Annotated in this window: 14 protein-coding genes; 8 read left to right on the top strand and 6 right to left on the bottom strand. The window is 71.2% G+C overall.

Annotated features, from left to right (window positions below):
• Positions 1 to 97 precede the first annotated feature (97 nt).
• Together VA596_RS33775 and VA596_RS33770 are read right to left on the bottom strand one after the other, a co-directional pair.
• The gene (locus VA596_RS33775) at positions 98 to 1,381 is read right to left on the bottom strand and encodes a DUF6923 family protein (protein ID WP_323332390.1); all 1,284 of its coding nucleotides are present in this window, start codon (positions 1,379 to 1,381) and stop codon (positions 98 to 100) included.
• Positions 1,378 to 2,142 (bottom strand): bestrophin-like domain, encoded by a 765-nt coding sequence (locus VA596_RS33770; protein ID WP_323332389.1) that lies wholly within the window; start codon positions 2,140 to 2,142, stop codon positions 1,378 to 1,380. The genes VA596_RS33775 and VA596_RS33770 overlap by 4 nt, the downstream gene beginning before the upstream one ends.
• A gap of 474 nt (positions 2,143 to 2,616) precedes the next feature.
• Here VA596_RS33770 and VA596_RS33765 point away from each other — a divergent pair, with 474 nt between their 5' ends.
• From VA596_RS33765 to VA596_RS33755, 3 genes are all read left to right on the top strand, one after another.
• Positions 2,617 to 4,029, top strand: coding sequence for a family 2B encapsulin nanocompartment shell protein (locus VA596_RS33765; protein ID WP_323332388.1), 1,413 nt, complete (start codon positions 2,617 to 2,619; stop codon positions 4,027 to 4,029).
• A gap of 178 nt (positions 4,030 to 4,207) precedes the next feature.
• The gene (locus tag VA596_RS33760; protein ID WP_323332385.1) at positions 4,208 to 5,596 is read left to right on the top strand and encodes a family 2B encapsulin nanocompartment shell protein; all 1,389 of its coding nucleotides are present in this window, start codon (positions 4,208 to 4,210) and stop codon (positions 5,594 to 5,596) included.
• On the top strand, positions 5,596 to 6,624 hold the full coding sequence (locus VA596_RS33755; protein ID WP_323332383.1) for a family 2 encapsulin nanocompartment cargo protein polyprenyl transferase: 1,029 nt from the start codon (positions 5,596 to 5,598) through the stop codon (positions 6,622 to 6,624). Before VA596_RS33760 ends, VA596_RS33755 begins: the two co-directional genes overlap by 1 nt.
• A gap of 152 nt (positions 6,625 to 6,776) precedes the next feature.
• Here VA596_RS33755 and VA596_RS33750 read toward each other — a convergent pair whose 3' ends face one another.
• Positions 6,777 to 7,913 (bottom strand): CapA family protein, encoded by a 1,137-nt coding sequence (locus VA596_RS33750; RefSeq protein WP_323332381.1) that lies wholly within the window; start codon positions 7,911 to 7,913, stop codon positions 6,777 to 6,779.
• Between the two features lie 382 nt (positions 7,914 to 8,295).
• Here VA596_RS33750 and VA596_RS33745 point away from each other — a divergent pair, with 382 nt between their 5' ends.
• From VA596_RS33745 to VA596_RS33725, 5 genes are all read left to right on the top strand, one after another.
• Complete coding sequence (locus VA596_RS33745; protein ID WP_323332380.1) at positions 8,296 to 9,270, top strand: substrate-binding domain-containing protein; 975 nt, start codon at positions 8,296 to 8,298, stop codon at positions 9,268 to 9,270.
• Positions 9,271 to 9,332: 62 nt separating this feature from the next.
• Positions 9,333 to 10,871 (top strand): sugar ABC transporter ATP-binding protein, encoded by a 1,539-nt coding sequence (locus VA596_RS33740; RefSeq protein ID WP_323332379.1) that lies wholly within the window; start codon positions 9,333 to 9,335, stop codon positions 10,869 to 10,871.
• The gene (locus VA596_RS33735) at positions 10,868 to 11,902 is read left to right on the top strand and encodes an ABC transporter permease (RefSeq protein WP_323332377.1); all 1,035 of its coding nucleotides are present in this window, start codon (positions 10,868 to 10,870) and stop codon (positions 11,900 to 11,902) included. The genes VA596_RS33740 and VA596_RS33735 overlap by 4 nt, the downstream gene beginning before the upstream one ends.
• Before the next feature lie 2 nt (positions 11,903 to 11,904).
• Positions 11,905 to 12,561, top strand: a complete 657-nt coding sequence (locus VA596_RS33730; RefSeq protein WP_323332376.1) for a FadR/GntR family transcriptional regulator — start codon at positions 11,905 to 11,907, stop codon at positions 12,559 to 12,561.
• Positions 12,562 to 12,633: 72 nt separating this feature from the next.
• A complete protein-coding gene (locus tag VA596_RS33725) occupies positions 12,634 to 13,716 on the top strand; it encodes a glycoside hydrolase family 88 protein (protein ID WP_323332375.1) in 1,083 nt (360 codons plus the stop codon).
• A gap of 3 nt (positions 13,717 to 13,719) precedes the next feature.
• Here the strand turns inward: VA596_RS33725 and VA596_RS33720 are convergent, their stop codons facing one another.
• From VA596_RS33720 to VA596_RS33710, 3 genes are read right to left on the bottom strand one after another with little or no spacing between them, the layout of a single operon-like run.
• A complete protein-coding gene (locus VA596_RS33720) occupies positions 13,720 to 15,033 on the bottom strand; it encodes a DNA polymerase IV (RefSeq protein WP_323332374.1) in 1,314 nt (437 codons plus the stop codon).
• A 1-nt stretch (position 15,034) separates the two neighbouring features.
• Positions 15,035 to 15,346, bottom strand: coding sequence for a winged helix-turn-helix domain-containing protein (locus VA596_RS33715; protein ID WP_323332370.1), 312 nt, complete (start codon positions 15,344 to 15,346; stop codon positions 15,035 to 15,037).
• Complete coding sequence (locus tag VA596_RS33710; protein WP_323332368.1) at positions 15,343 to 15,957, bottom strand: hypothetical protein; 615 nt, start codon at positions 15,955 to 15,957, stop codon at positions 15,343 to 15,345. The genes VA596_RS33715 and VA596_RS33710 overlap by 4 nt, the downstream gene beginning before the upstream one ends.
• Between the last annotated feature and the right edge of the window lie 20 nt (positions 15,958 to 15,977).

Here is a 15,977-nt window from a genome sequence, read left to right as displayed (position 1 = left end):
CTGCCGCAGCCGGTCGTGAGTAAGCACCGGTCGTGAGTGTTTAGGAGGGTTCTAACCCTCCTAAACACTCACGACAAGCCGCGGCAGACCACGATCCCTAGCGGTGCCGGCGGGCCGCGGCGACGGCTCCGGCGCCGAGCACCAGGATCAGCGTTGTCAGGCCCCAGCGGCGCTTCTCCTCGGTCCGGATCCCGGTGTCCTGGGCCACCGGCTTCGGCTTCTCCGTCGGCCGGGCGTGCGGTGTGGTCGGCGGCGAAGCGGCGGGCGTGGGCTCCTCCCGGGGCGCCGGGGCCGGGATCGGCGCCGGGGCGACCGCGACCGGCTCCTCCACCGGCGGCGGCTGCGACGGGGGCGGCGGCTCGGGCGCCGGGGTCGTCGGAGTCGGGGTCGGCGACGGAGACGGCGTGGGCGTCGGTTCCGGAGTGGGCGTCGGGGTGGTGGTCGGCGGGGGCGGGGTCGACGGTGTCGTGGTCGGCGGCGGAGGGGGTGGCGGGGGCGGGGTCGCCTCCGTGTAGCACCCGGCCGCGTCGCCACTGGCCAGCGCGGGCCCGCTCGACAGCTCGACGGCCGGCGTCGAGCCGTCGCGCGGCAGGCGGTAGGTCACGCTCCGGTGCCCGGCGCGGTTGGCCGTCGCGTAGATCACGCCGGGGCCGAGGACCACCGAGCCGTACGCCCCGCCGTCCGGGAAGCGCAGGCCCGGGACCACCGCGACCTTGCCCGTCGCCGGGTCGAGCGTGACCACCGCGTTGTCGCCGCGCGACGACGTCGAGACGCCGTAGAACAGCCCGTCCGCCGGGTCGTAGGCGAAGTCGTCCACGCCGTTGGCCAGCGCCACCGGCCGCAGCGACGTCCGGTGCACGACGCGCACGTAGTCGTCGCTCTCCGGGTCGATGTCCACTGTGTACAGATCGCTGTTCTGCCGCACGTACCAGTGGTTCCCGGCGATCGCCCCGGCGGTGGCGCCGGTGACCTGGCTCCACACCGGACGCCGCGGGCCCGCCTTGCCGACCACGCCGAGGTCGGTGACGTCACCGTCACGGCTGATGCGCACCGCGTGCGCGCCGTCGTGGTAGCGGCCGGCGCGGGTGCCGTCGGCGACGCCGTACACCGCGTCCTGCGCGGCCGAGTACCCCATCGCGTTGATCCAGTACCCGACCTCGGTCAGGCGTTTCGTCAGCCCGCTCGGCAGGGACAGCAGGCGCAGCGTCGTCGGCGCGCCACCGCGTACGTTCTCGGCCTGCAGGATCGTGCAGCCGTTCTGCTCCTGGGCCGCTGGGCGCTTCGGCGACCCGGGCGCGAGCCACCCCGTCGCCGCGAGCAGCGCCGAAACCACCGCGGCGACGCCGAGCATCGCCGCCCAGCGGGCCCTCCCGCCGGTCAAGCCAGCCTTTCCAGCGCCGAGGTGAACGCGTCCGGCGGGATGCTCGCGCCCCCGCTGAACGGGTTCTGCAGCTGGTAGATCGCGAACAGCAGCAACGTGATCGTGCCGGCCAGCGTCGAGACGATGATGATGTGCGCGGCGAGCCGGGTGCCGCCGAAGAGGTTGGGCAGCAGGATCGCCGTGATGATGCTGCCGAGGATCAACGCGAACCAGACGACCGCGCCGACCCCGCCGCCACCGGCGTTGTTCAGCCGCTGGGTGCGGGACTGGTACACCGACCAGAGCTGGTTGCTCGCCTCGGTCTTGCGGTCGATCTGCCAGTCTCCATCGACGTTCGCGGCGGCGACGGCCTTGCGCATCTGGTCCAGCTGCGACCAGCCGGTGGCCGGGATCGCGCCGCCGTCGGCCAGGCGCGGCCACTCCTCCTTCTCGACCGTCTGCGCGTAGGAGACGGCGAGCTGGCGGACGCGGTCCGCGGTGTCGGCCGGGAGCGCGTCGGCCGCCCAGGTCGCCGCCACCAGGCTGTCGGCCTCGGTCTGCGCGTCCTGGGTCGCGCCGCCGACCGAGTCGTAGAGCGAGATGAGCACGAACGCGACGAGCACCGCGTGCAGCCCGCCGACGATGGTGAACACCTGGCCGGCCGCGTCGTTGTTGTCGGCCCGCCCTTCGTCCCAGCCGAAGCGCCGGACCAGGTACCCGATCACGGCGCCCACGCCCGCCGCGCCGACCACCCACAGACTGCCGGCCAGGAAGATGTTCATCCGAGTCCTTTCACCCGCCGAACGCGGGACGAGCCATCCGGTGAATTCCGCGACCGGGGCCAGCTCAAGTTAGTCACCCATTTCCGGGCGGACAACTTAGCATTGTGAGAATCATCCGAGTGGCCGCACCCGCCTTCCGAATATCGCCGGTTCGGCCCAGCGGGCCGCGTCCGCGGCGCGTACCACAACCTCGTGCTGCTACTCCGAATTCCCCTTACGAGCAGGGAACTTTCCCGACCGAGTGACGCGCGCGCACCCGCCGTGACCGGCCGTGGCGGGCGATGTCCGGAATGGGCGGACAGCGGCCCGGCGAATATCCCGGTGACCCGATCGTGTCATTGTGCCGCACCGCCCGGTTGCTATGTTGATTTCGCGGCGCCGTCAACCCGCACATTAACGAGAAATCGCAGGTCACAACTCCGCGCGCCCCAGGGCGGACGCGCACCGACTCCGAACGATTGGGTGGTTCTCGCTGTGACTGTCACCGACCCGGTGGACTCCGCGACCGCGGAACAGGCACCTCTGAGCCTCGGCCGGGCCGCGGCCCGGACCCTGGCGACGACGACGAAGTCCGTCCCGCAGATGCAGGGCATCTCGTCGCGGTGGCTGCTGAAGCTGCTGCCGTGGGTCGAGGTCTCCGGCGGCGCGTACCGCGTCAACCGGCGGCTGAGCTACTCGGTCGGCGACGGACGGGTCACGTTCACCACGACCGGCGCCGAGGTCCGCGTGATCCCGCCGGAGCTCGGCGAACTGGCGCCGCTGCGCGGGTACGACGACGAAGAGGTCCTCAACGAGCTGGCGGGCCGCTTCGGCCAGCACGAGTACGAGCCGGGTGACGCGCTCGTCGAGTTCGGCAGCCAGGCCGACCACGTCTTCCTCATCGCCCACGGCAAGATCACCAAGATCGGCACCGGCGCCTACGGCGACCAGACCGTGCTCGGCACGATGGCCGACGGCGACTACTTCGGTGAAGGCTCGCTGATCAGCGGCGACGGGATCTGGGAGTTCACGGCGAAGGCCGTCACCCGGTGCACCGTGCTGAGCCTGCCGCGCCAGGCGTTCCAGGAGGTGCGCGACCGGTCGGAAACCCTGCAGGCGCACCTGGACGCGTTCGTCGAAGGCGGCGCGTCGGCCCGCAACGACCACGGCGAGGCGGAGATCTCGCTGGCGTCGGGCCACGACGGCGAGCCGGCCCTGCCGGGCACGTTCGTCGACTACGACAGCGCGCCGCGGGAGTACGAGCTCAGCGTCGCGCAGACCGTGCTGCGGGTGCACTCCCGCGTCGCGGACCTCTACAACCAGCCGATGAACCAGATCGAGCAGCAGCTGCGCCTGACCGTGGAAGCCCTGCGGGAGCGCCAGGAACACGAGCTGATCAACAACACCGACTTCGGGCTGCTGCACAACGCCGACTTCGCCCAGCGCGTCCCGACCCGCACGGGCCCGCCGACCCCGGACGACCTCGACGACCTGCTTTCGCTGGTGTGGAAGGACCCCGGGTTCTTCCTGGCCCACCCGAAGACGATCGCCGCGTTCGGCCGCGAGTGCAGCAAGGCCGGGATCTACCCGGACGCCGTCGACATGGGCGGGCACCAGGTGCCGGCGTGGCGCGGGATCCCGATCCTGCCGTGCAACAAGATCCCCGTCACCGAGACCCGCACCAGCTCGATCCTGCTGATGCGCACCGGCGAGCAGGCCCAGGGCGTCGTCGGGCTGCACCAGACCGGGCTGCCGGACGAGTACCAGCCGGGCCTGAACGTCCGCTTCATGGGCGTCTCGGAGCAGGCGATCATCTCCTACCTGGTCAGCGCCTACTACTCCGCCGCCGTCCTCGTGCCGGACGCGCTCGCCGTGCTGGAGAGCGCCGAGATCGGCCGGGAGGGCTGATGCCCGAACCCGCCACGCCACCCCGGAAGCCGGACGCGGAGCCCCCGCGTCCGGGCTCCGGCCTGCCCCCGTCGGCCTTCGGGCCCACAGGGCTGGGCACGGCCGCCGCCCGGATCGTGCCGAAGCCCGCGGGCGTCCGTCCCCCTGAAGCTCCCGAACCCGAACGGCGCGTGAAACCTTGACCGTCACGGAAGAACCGGCGCCGCCGCAGCTGTCCCTCGGCACTAAAGCGGCCCGCACGCTCAGCACGACCACCAAGTCGCTCCCGCAGATGCGCGGCATCACCCCGCGGTGGCTGCTCTCGCAGCTGCCGTGGGTCGAGGTCCCGGCGGGCAGCTACCGCGTCAACCGCCGCCTGACCTACACGATCGGCGACGGCAAGCTCAGCTTCTTCAACACCGGCGCGCGCGTTCAGGTCGTGCCCGCGGAGCTGACCGAGCTCGAGCTGCTGCGCGGGTTCGCCGACGAGCAGGCGCTGTCCGCGCTGGCCGACGCCTTCGAGCAGCGCGAGTACGAACCGGGCGCGACGATCACCACCGCCGGCGACCCGCTCGACACGCTGGTGCTCGTCGCGCACGGCAAGGTGACCCAGCACGGCCGCGGCGAGTACGGCGACGAGACGCTGCTGGGCACGGCCACCGACGGCGACCACTTCGGCGCCGACCTGCTCGCCCGCGACGACGCGACGTGGAAGTTCACCGCCCGCGCCAAGACCCGCGTCATCGCGCTGATCCTCCCGGCGGCCGCGTACGCCCGGCTCAACGGCCGCTCCGAGTCGCTGCGGGCGCACGTCGCCGAGGCGTCACGGCAGGAGCGGAAGCCCCAGAACGCCCGGGGCGAGGCGAGCATCGACCTGTCCGCGGGCCACGACGGCGAGCCGATCCTCTCCGGCACCTACGTCGACTACGACCCTTCGCCGCGGGAGTACGACCTCGCCGTCGCGCAGACGATCCTGCGCGTCGGCAACCGCGTCACCGATCTCTACAACCAGCCGATGAACCAGCTGGAGCAGCAGCTGCGGCTCACCGTGGAGGCGTTGCGGGAGCGGCAGGAGCACGAGCTGATCAACAGCACCGAGTTCGGGCTGCTGCACAGCGCGGACCTCAAGCAGCGGATCACCACCCGCACCGGGCCGCCCACCCCGGACGACCTGGACGAGCTGCTGACCCGGCGCCGCAAGACCCGGTTCTTCCTGGCGCACCCGCGCGCGATCGCGGCGTTCGGCCGCGAGTGCACCGCCCGCGGCATCTACCCGGCGACGACGGTCCTCGACGGCAAGCGCGTCACCGCCTGGCGCGGCGTGCCGATCCTGCCGAGCGACAAGATCCCGGTCACCGAGGCCGGGACGACGTCGATCATCGGGATGCGGACCGGCGAGGACGACGCCGGCGTCATCGGGCTGCGGCCGGCGTCGCTGCCGGACGAGTACCAGCCGGGGCTGAACGTGCGGTTCCTCGGCATCAACGAACGCGCGGTGACGTCGTACCTGGTCAGCGCGTACCACTCGGCGGCCGTGCTGGTGCCGGACGCGCTCGGCGTGCTCGGCGACGTCGAGGTCGGGCGCTGATGACGACCTTGGACACGCGGACAGCGGCCCGCTCGCTCACCGACGTCCTGGCCTGGAGCAAGGGCCTCGTCGACCCGGCGACGCGGACGGCGGCCGAGCGGCTGCCGGAGTCGATGCGCCGGATCGCCGGGTACCACTACGGCTGGTGGGACGAGAACGGCGAGCCGATCCAGGGTGACGGCGGCAAGACGCTGCGGCCGGCGCTGGTGCTGCTGTGCGCGGAGGCGGCGGGCGGTGACCCCGCGGGCGCGGTCGCCGCCGCCGTCGCGGTCGAGCTGGTGCACAACTTCTCGCTGCTGCACGACGACGTCATGGACGGCGACACGACCCGGCGCCACCGCCCGACGGCGTGGACGGTGTTCGGCACCGGCGCCGCCGTGCTCGCCGGGGACGCGTTGCTGTCGCTGGCGTTCGAGCTCCTCGCGCCGAGCGGGCCGCCGAGCACCCGGCTGCTGTCGGCCGGGGTGCTCGACCTGCTCGACGGCCAGGCCGCGGACCTCGACTTCGAGCAGCGCGACGACGTCACCCCCGGCGAGTGCGTCCGGATGGCGGAGGGCAAGACGGCGGCGCTGCTGGGCGCGGCGTGCGCGCTCGGGGCGCTGGCGGCGGGCAGCGAGCCGGACGTCGCGGAGCGCTTCGGCGCGTTCGGCCGGTCGATCGGCCTGGCGTTCCAGCACGTCGACGACCTGCTCGGCATCTGGGGCGACCCGGCCGTCACCGGCAAGCCGGTGTTCTCGGACCTGCAGAACCGCAAGAAGTCCCTGCCGGTGGTGACGGCTCTGTGCTCCGGCACGCCCGCCGGCGCCGAGCTGTTCCACCTCTACGCCGGAACGGACCCGCTCGACGAGGCATCCCTGGCCCGCGCGGCCACCCTCGTCGACGAGGCCGGCGGCCGCCAGTGGAGCCAGGCCCAAGCGGAAGCCCTGCTGGCGAAGGCGCTACGCGACCTCTCCGCGGTGAACCCGGCCCCCCGCCCAGCCGCCGAACTCACGACGTTGGCCCGCCTGGTCACCACCCGCACCCACTGACCCCGTATCTGGACGGACGACACGCGTACCGGACTGGACGACACGCGTACCTGGGCGGACGACACGGCGAGCACGTGCCCCGGCTCGGCGTGTCGTCCGTCTGAGTACGTGTGTCGTCCAGCCAGGTACGCGTGTCGTCCGTCTGGGTACGGCTATTTTCCGGGGCGGGTGAGGCCGTCTTTGTCGGCGCCCAAGGCCAGGATGTTCTTGTCCGTGTCCGTCAGGGCCTTGGTGACCTGCGTTGACGCCGGGGATGTCGACAAGTCGAGAAGGCGAATCGGGGCGTCCAGCTTGATCAGGGTCGGGACGTACTCGGCCTTGTCGACCTTCCAGCGGTCGCCGTCGCGGACGAAGCGGAACCGGGCCGCCGCACCCTCCTCCGTGTCCCCGCGCGGGTCGGAGTGGCGGGCGACGCTGTTGCCGAGGCCGTAGGCCACCCACTTGTCCCCCACCTTCTCGAACGGCTGCACCACGTGCGCGTGGTGCCCGACGATCAGGTCGATGTCGTCCGACCCCAGCAGCTTCTTGGCCTGGCTGCGCTGCTCGGCCGTCGCGTCGTGCTGGTACTCGACACCCCAGTGCAGGCTCGCGATCACGACCTGGGCCCCGGCCTCGCGCGCCTTGCGGGCCGCCGCCAGCACGTCGTCGACGTCGATCTGGTTGGCCAGCCACGGTTTCCCGGACGGCACCTTGATCCCGTTGAAGCCGAACGCGTAGGAGATCTGCGCGACCTTGACGCCGTGGACGTCCACGATCAGCGGTTTCGCCGCCTCGGCGGCCGACCGGGCCGAGCCGGTGTGCTTCAGGCCGTTCGCGTCGAGCGCGTCCAGTGTCCGCTTCACGCCGTCGGCGCCCTGGTCGATCGTGTGGTTGGACGCCGTCGAGCAGGTGTCGTAGCCGGTGTCCTTGATCGCGGCCGCGATCTCCGGCGGCGCGCTGAACGACGGGTACCCGCTGTACGGCCCGCCCTCCGGCGCCAGCGGCGTCTCGAGGTGGCAGATGCCGAGGTCGGCACCGGAGATGAGCGGCTTGATCCCGGCCAGCAACGGACGGTAGTCGAACTTGCCGTGCCCGTCGGCCTCGGCCTGGTCCGACAGCGCCGGGTGGATCAGGACGTCGCCGGTCGCGACGACCGTGAACGAGCCGTCGGGGGCCGGCGCGGCGCTCGACGCGCCCGGAGACTCCGGGAACGGCGTCGGCGCCGGACCTTGCTGCGGCGGGTTGCTGCAGGCGGCCAGCAGGACGGCGGCGCCGGCGAGCGCGGCGGCGCGGTGGCTCGTACGCGACATCGGTCCCCCAAGTGGTCGTCGTCCGGCCATCCTCCCAGTCGGGCGAATCCGGCATTACGCGGGCGCCGATACACAGGAACCAGCGCAACAGTCGACAACACCGATCAGCACAGACGCACAAGACAGAAACCGGTCAACGCCCAGGTTGGACGCTAAATAATACGATAAATGGCGGAGTCCACGGAGTCGGTCGATCACACAGAGTAGATCTCGCTCCGCTAACTGCCTGGCAGAACCTTCTTGACGTCCCACGAACGAGTGTCTTGTAATACCAGTCACACGGCGTTCACGCGCCCGCAACACTCATCCACGGCCCCCATGGGAGCACTCGATGTCCACATACCCGCACAGGTCACGGACCTGGAGCGTTGTTGGTTGTTGTTTGATTGCTGGTGTCATGTTGGCCGCCTGCTCCTCCGGCAAGACCGAAGCACCCGCCTCGCAGCAGGCGCCGGCCAACGGCAAGATCACCCTGTACTACCTGCAGAAACAGGGTGACCAGCAGTACTTCGTCGAGCAGGCGCAGGGGGCGCAGGAGAAGGCGAAGGAGCTCGGCGTCGAGCTCAAGGTCGTCAACCTCGGCCAGGACGCGAACAAGGCGATCACCGAGCTGGACGCCGCGGTCGCCCAGGGCGCCAACGGCGTCGCCATCGTCGTCCCCGACCAGGCCATCGGCCCGCAGGTGATCGACAAGGCGAAGGGCGCGGGCATCCCGATCATCGCCTCGGACGACATCATCAAGGACGGCACCGGCGCGCCGGCCCCGTTCGTCGGCTTCAACGGCAGCCAGATGGGCGACTCGGTCGGCACCGAGGCCGGGAAGCTGTTCAAGGCCGCCGGCTGGGCCGCCGCCGACACCAAGATCATCAGCGCCTACAAGCAGGACCTCACCGTCTGCACCGACCGGGTCGGCGCCGCGAAGACGGCGTTCGCGAAGGCGGCGGGCGCCGAGGTCCCGGTGATCGACGTCGGCACGGACAACTCGCCGGTCGACGCGCAGAACCGCTCCGGCGCGGTGATCGGCTCCAACCCGGGCGTCAAGCACTGGGTGGTCTGGGGCTGCAACGACGAGAACGAGACCGGTGTCGTGACGGCGCTGGCCAACTCGGGCGTGCAGGCGAGCAACATCATCGGCGTCGGGCTCGGCGCGTACCTGGACTGCAAGGACTGGGCCGCGGGCAAGGACACCGGCAACAAGTCCGCGCTCTACATCTCCGGCGCCGAGGTCGGCCGCTCGGCGATCCAGGTGCTGGTGGACAAGGTGAAGAACGGCAAGGCACTGCCCGCGGAGACGATCGCGAAGACCACGATCGTCAACAAGGACAACTACAAGCAGGCCGGCGTCAACTGCACCTGACCGAACTCCCGCGGGCGGTGCGGTTCGCGCCGCCCGCGGGTTCCACCGCTCGAAGGGCGATCATGTCCAGCTCTGCTCCCGCGCTCGCCGTCGAGGGCATCGGCAAGCGCTTCTCCGGGGTCACCGCCCTCGACGACGTCTCCCTGGAGTTCCGCTCCGGCGAGGTGCTCGCGCTGATGGGCGAGAACGGCGCCGGCAAGTCGACGCTCCTGCGCGTGCTCTCCGGCGACCAGGGCCCCGACGACGGCCGCATGCTGCTCGACGGCACCGAGGTCACCTTCGACACCCCGCGCGCGGCGATGGCCGCCGGGGTGCGCGTGATCTACCAGGAACCCGAGATCATCCCGCACGTCTCCGTCGCGGAGAACGTCTTCGTCGGCGAACTCCCGGCCAAGGCGCGGGTCTTCAACCGCCGCACGCTGCTGAAGGCGACGCAGGACGCGCTCGCCGAATACGGCTTCGAAGGCGTGCTCAACCCGGCGACGCTCGGCGTCGCGCTCTCGGCCGCCCAGCGGCAGATCGTCGAGATCCTCCGGGTGCTCACCGCGGCGACCCCGCCGAAGGTGATCGCCTTCGACGAGCCGACGTCGTCGCTGTCCGAGCACGAGGTGGACGCGCTGTTCCGGCTGATCGGACGGCTGCGCGACAACGGCGTCGCGGTCGTCTACGTCTCGCACCGGATGAAGGAGATCTTCCGGCTCGCCGACCGCGTCGCGGTGCTGCGCGACGGGAAGCTCGTCGGCGTCCAGCAGGCCGCCGACACCGACGAGGCCAGCCTGGTCCGGATGATGATCGGCCGCGACCTGTCGGCGCTCGAACGCCGGGTCACGCAGGACACCGGCGACGTCGTGCTGAAGCTGGACGACGTCACGACCGACGACGTCACCGGCATCTCGCTGCAGGTCCGCGCGGGCGAGGTCGTCTGCCTGGCCGGGCTGGTCGGCGCCGGGCGCTCCGAGCTGGCCCGCGCGATCGTCGGCGACCTGCCGATCCGCTCCGGGACCGTCGAGCTGGCCGGGAAACGGCTGCGCGCGAGCAACCCCGGCGTCGCCGTCAAGGCGGGCATCGGCTTCGCCCCCGAAGAGCGCAAGACGGACGCGTTGCTGATGCAGCGGTCCGTCCGCGACAACATCTCCATCTCGGTCCTCGACCGCCTTCGCCGCTTCCGCGTCGTGAAGCGCGCGAAGGAGCGTGCGCTCGTCGAGGAGTACATCCGCGAGCTGCGCGTGCGGACGCCGTCGATGGAGCAGGAGGTCCGCAAGCTCTCCGGCGGCAACCAGCAGAAGGCCGTCCTCGCGCGGTGGCTCGCGCGGCGGCCGAAGCTGCTCATCCTCGACGAGCCGACCCGTGGGGTCGACGTCGGCGCCAAGGCCGAGATCTACCGGATCATCGACGGCCTGGCCGCGGAGGGCATCGCGCTGCTGGTCATCTCGTCCGACCTGCCCGAGGTGCTGACGCTGGCCGATCGCATCCTCGTGATGCGCGCCGGGCGGCTGGCCGGCGAGATCGCCAGCGCCGACGCGACCGAGGAAGCCGTGCTGACCCTCGCCATCCCCGAAACCGAACCCGCAGTAGAAGAGCAGCAGGAGATCGGCGCATGAGTACCCCGACACAGGAGAAGGCCATGTCCTCGGAGCCGGCCGCGCCGCAGCAGCCTTCGGCGGTGCGCCGGGTGCTGACCGGCATCGGCGTGCAGAACTCGAGCCTGATCATCACGCTGATCGCGTTGATCGTGCTGCTGAGCATCCTGAACGACAACTTCCTGCGCACCAACAACCTGCTGCTGATCGGCAGCGCGATCACCATCATGGGGCTGCTCGCGCTGGTGCAGACCCTGGTGATCATCCTGGGCGCGCTGGACATCTCGGTCGGCTCGATGGCCGGGCTCGCCTCGGTCGTCTCGGCGATGGTGTTCACCTCCAGCGGCAACGCGGAGGTCGGCATCCTCGCCGCGGTCGGCGTCGGCATCGTCTGCGGCCTGATCAACGGCATGATCATCATCTTCGGCCGGGTCAACCCGGTCGTCGCGACGCTGGCCATGCTGGCCACGTACAAGGGCATCGCGCAGGTCATCTCGGACGGCAAGTCGCAGGGCTACACCGGCGGCGACGACCTGTTCATCTTCCTGGCCAAGGGCGCGATCGCCGGCCTGCCGTCGCTGGTGTGGGTGTTCCTGATCGTCGCGGCGATCCTGCACTTCCTGCTGAAGTACACCGACATCGGCCGCAACGTCTACGCGATCGGCGGCAACGACACCGCCGCGCGGCTGGCCGGCATCAACATCAACCGGTACATCATCGGCGTCTACGCCCTCGCCGGCGTGGTCGCGGCGGTCGCGGGCGTCCTGATCACCGCGCGCACCGGCTCGGGCCAGCCGGTGTCCGGGTCCGAGGGCCTGGAGCTGCAGGCCGTCACCGGCGCCGCGCTGGGCGGCACGATGCTCAAGGGCGGCCGCGGGTCGATCATCTCCACCGTGCTCGCGGTGATCATCCTGGGCGTGCTCGACAACGGCATGTCCGGCCTGGGCATCAACCCGTTCTGGCAGAACGTCGCCCACGGCGCCCTGCTGGTGATCGCGGTCGTGCTGCAGCAGCTGCGCAGCGGAGAGCGCCGCGTCGGCCTGCCCGAATAGCGGTGAACCTCCACGCCCGGATAGTGGACGAGCTGGGCAGGCTCATCGTCGAAGGCGTCCTCGGGGACGGGCAGCCGCTCGTCCCCGAGGAGCTCGGACGCCGCTTCTCCGCCTCCCGGACGGTGGTCCGCGAAGCGCTGCGCGTGCTGGAGTCGAAGGGCATGGTGACCGCGCGGCCACGCGTCGGCACGTGGGCCCTGCCCCCGGAGGCGTGGGACGCGATCGACCCCGACGTCATCGCGTGGCGCGTCAACGGGCCCGACGGCCGCCGGCACCTGCACGAGCTGCTGGAGCTGCGGCTGACCATCGAGCCGCAGGCGGCCCGGCTGGCCGCGCACCACCGTCGTCCGGTCGAGCTCTCGGCGATGGCCGCGGCCTACGCCCTGATGGCGGACGCGGTGGAACGCCAGGACACCGCGGCCTTCCACGACGCCGACTCCGAGTTCCACGCGGCCTTGATCCGCGCTTCCGGCAACGCGCTCATCGCGCAGCTGCAGGTGCCCGTCGTCGCGGCCCTGCGGGCGCACGGCGAGCCGCTCGAGCTCGTCGCGCACTCCCGCGTGCTCACGCTGGTGCTGGCGAAGAACGCCGACGGGGCCGAATCCGCGTCGCGCCGGTTGCTGGAAACCGTTGCGCAGTACCGCTCACCGGCACCTTGACACGTCCAGCGGGAACCCTGAACACTCGCTGCGACCCACCCGCCGCCATGACGTGCTGAGGAGGACGCTTCCATGCGTTTCCCGGGTATTCGTGGTTTCGGCGTGCTCGCGGCCGCCCTCGTGACGGGCGGGCTGTTCTCCGCTCCGGCGGCGGTGGCGGCCCCCGCCGAGTGCCCGATCACCGACCAGATGGTGGCCGCGGGCAACTACTGGGTCGCCAACGGCACGAACCTCGACGCGATCGACTGGCAGAACGCGACGTTCCACGTCGGCAACCTCGCGCTGGTCCGGACCACCGGCCAGTCCAACCACAAGACGCTCCCCTGGGCGCAGGCGGCGAACTACCAGCTGCCGCAGGACCCGAAGCGGCCGTTCTTCCCGGACGACCAGGCGGCCGGCGAGGCCTACCTGGACCTCTACACGTACTTCCACCCGGAGATCTCGCTCGACTCGATCCGCACGCGGATTCGCGACGAGGTCGCTTCGGTGCAGGCGGGGCACAAGGACTACTGGAACTACGTCGACGCGCTGAACATGGCGATGCCGTCGTTCGCGCGGATGAGCGTCATCGACCACGATCCGTCCTATGTGGACGCGATGGACCAGCTGTTCAAGTCCTCGGAACACAAGCTGTTCAACGAGTTCACCGGCCTGTGGTACCGCGACGCGCGGTTCACCGGCTCGGGCGTGTTCTGGTCCCGCGGCAACGGCTGGGCCCTGGCCGCGCTGGCGAAGGTGCTGCAGGCCCTCCCCGCCACCGACCCGCACCGCGCGGAATACCTGCGGGTGTACAAGAAGATGGCGTTTTCGCTGTCCCTGCTGCAGCGGCGTGACGGCTTCTGGAACTCGGACCTGCTGAACCCGTTCGACCACGGCGGCCCGGAGAGCAGCGGCACGGCGTTCTTCGCCTACGGCATCGGCTGGGGCGTCAACGCGGGCATCCTCGACGCCCACCGGTACCGCCCGGTCGTCGACAAGGCGTGGACCGCGCTGTCGACGAAGGCCCTGCAGCCGAGCGGCCTGGTGGGTTACGTCCAGGGCGTTGGCGACCGCCCCGCCACGGCCAAGGCGAACGACACCGCGGCTTACGGCGTCGGCGCGTTCCTCCTGGCCGGTCAGGAAGTCGCCAAACTCCAGGGCTGTTCTGCCGAGTAGAACTCACTTCAGGCAGTCACCGGGTTCGCCGCGGCGCAGGGCCGGGTCGTCCTGGGGGAACGTGCGGGCCGCGCCGGGGCCCGAAGTGCGGTGCTCGAAGCGGACCGTCACCCGGCCGTGGCCCGCTCCCTGGACCCAGCCCGTGCCGTGCTCTTCGTGGACGACGTCGTCGCCCTGTCGCCACTCCGACGGGGCGGCGGCCGGTGCCGGGGCGGCCGCGGAAACCACCGTCGACGCCGGGGCCGCCGCAGGGGCGGCCAGGGTGAAGAGCGCGTCCTGGTGCGGCACCGAAAGGCCGCTGTAGGCGACGCCCGCCAGGCGGATGCCGCCGAACTCCGCCGGGTCCAGCAGGAGCCGCTCGGCCGTCGCGGACAGCTCGGCCAGGTCGTCCGTCGGCGCGGAGATCGTCTCGGAGCGGGTCACCGTGTGCATGTCGGTGTGCCGCAGCTTGATCACCACCGTGCGGGCCACGCGCTCGGCCTTCACCAGCCGCTGGTGCGCGCCCACCGCGATCCGCCGCACCTGTTCGCGCAGCGTCGCCAGGTCCTTGATGTCGACGTCGAACGTCGTCTCGGCGCTGACCTGCTTGGTCTCGCCGCGGTCAGCGACCGGACGGTCGTCGAAGCCGGTGGCCAGGCGGCGCAGGTCGCGCCCGACCACGCCGCCGAGCGTCGCGACGGCGTCCTTTTCGGACAGTGCCGCCAGCTGCCCCAGAGTCTGGACGCCGATGAACCGCAGCTTTCCCTCGGCGACCGGGCCGATCCCCCACAGCGCGCGCACCGGCAGCGGCGCCAGGAACTCGCGTTCGGTGCCCTGCGGCACGACCAGCAGGCCGTCCGGCTTGGCCTCGTCGGAGGCGATCTTCGCGATCTGCTTGCCGTTGCCCGCGCCGATCGACGCGACCAGGCCCGTCTCCTCACGGATCCGCGCCCGCAGCGACGCACAAAACGACGTGACCGCGTCGAGAGAGGCGCCGACCAGCGAAGGCGGCTCGGCGAAGGCCTCGTCCAGGGAGATCCGCTCCAGCACTGGCGCCGCCGCCGTGACGACGGCGAAGACCTCCTGGCTGAGCCGCTCGTAGACGCGGAACCGCGGCGGCACGATCACGCCGTTGGCCGGGAGCAGCCGCCGCGCCTGCGCCATCGGCATGGCCGAGTGGATGCCGAACGCGCGGGACTCGTAGCTCGCGCCCGCGACGACACCGCGCGGCCCCGCGCCGCCGACGAGCACCGGACGCCCGGCCAGCGTCGGCCGGGTGAGCTGTTCGGCCGAGGCGTAGAAGGCGTCCAGGTCGAGGTGGATCACCCAGCGGCCCACGTCAGTCCCCGCCGGTGGCGTCCAGCAGCTGGTGCAGCGCCTTGGTGTAGCTCTCGAACGCGGCCCGCCCGGCGGCGGTCAGCCGGACCAGGGTGACGGGCGTGCGGTGCTCGTAGGCCTTGGTGATCTCGACGTACTCGGCGTCCTCGAGCTTGCGCAGGTGCGTCGAGAGGTTGCCGGCCGTCATGTCGAGCAGCTGCTGCAGCCGCGGGAAGGTGATCTGGTCGCTCGAGTGGAGCCCGGCGAGCGCGACCGTGACCCGCAGCCGCGCCTGGGCGTGGATGACCGGGTCGAGCTGGGGCAGCTCGCTCATCGGGACTTCTCACGCGCGAAGTACACGATCGCGGCGAGCAGGAACCCACCGCCACCGCAGGCGGCCAGCACGAGGAAGTTGGCCGGGAACCCGACCAGCACGCTCAGCGCCGACGACACGATCATCCACGCGCCTAGGCCGTACATCAGCTTGTCCTGCCACAGCATCCCGCCGGCCAGGTACAGCACGCCGGTCAGCAGCAGCCAGGTGCCGGACCACAACAACGACACCTGATCGGAGGACAGCGAGCCGAACTGCGTGATCCGGATGTCGACCACGGTCAGCCCGATCGAGGACAGCGCCCAGCTGTAGCCGTACATCGCGCCGGTGGTGCGGGACGGGCCGCGGATCCCCCGCCCGCTCCGGGCGCTGACGTAGGTGGTGTAGCCGATCGCGCCGGCGAACAGCACCGCGACGACCACGCCGGCGACCCAGCCGGGCACACTCCCGGTCCGCGTCGCGAAGTAAGCGAAGCCCCAGCCGACGATCCAGGCGAGGGCCCACGCCGCGAGCATGCGCGCGGGGCCCCCGCCCAGTTCCCGGCGCATCCGCCGGTTCTGCTGGGCGATCAGGTTCAGCGACTCTTCCGCCGACAACGGTTCGTCGTCCACCTTGCTCACCCCTCCGTGCA

The sequence above is a fragment of the Amycolatopsis heterodermiae genome, assembly GCF_034929455.1.
GTDB lineage: Bacteria > Actinomycetota > Actinomycetes > Mycobacteriales > Pseudonocardiaceae > Amycolatopsis > Amycolatopsis heterodermiae.
This window is presented reverse-complemented; position numbering and strand designations above follow the sequence as displayed.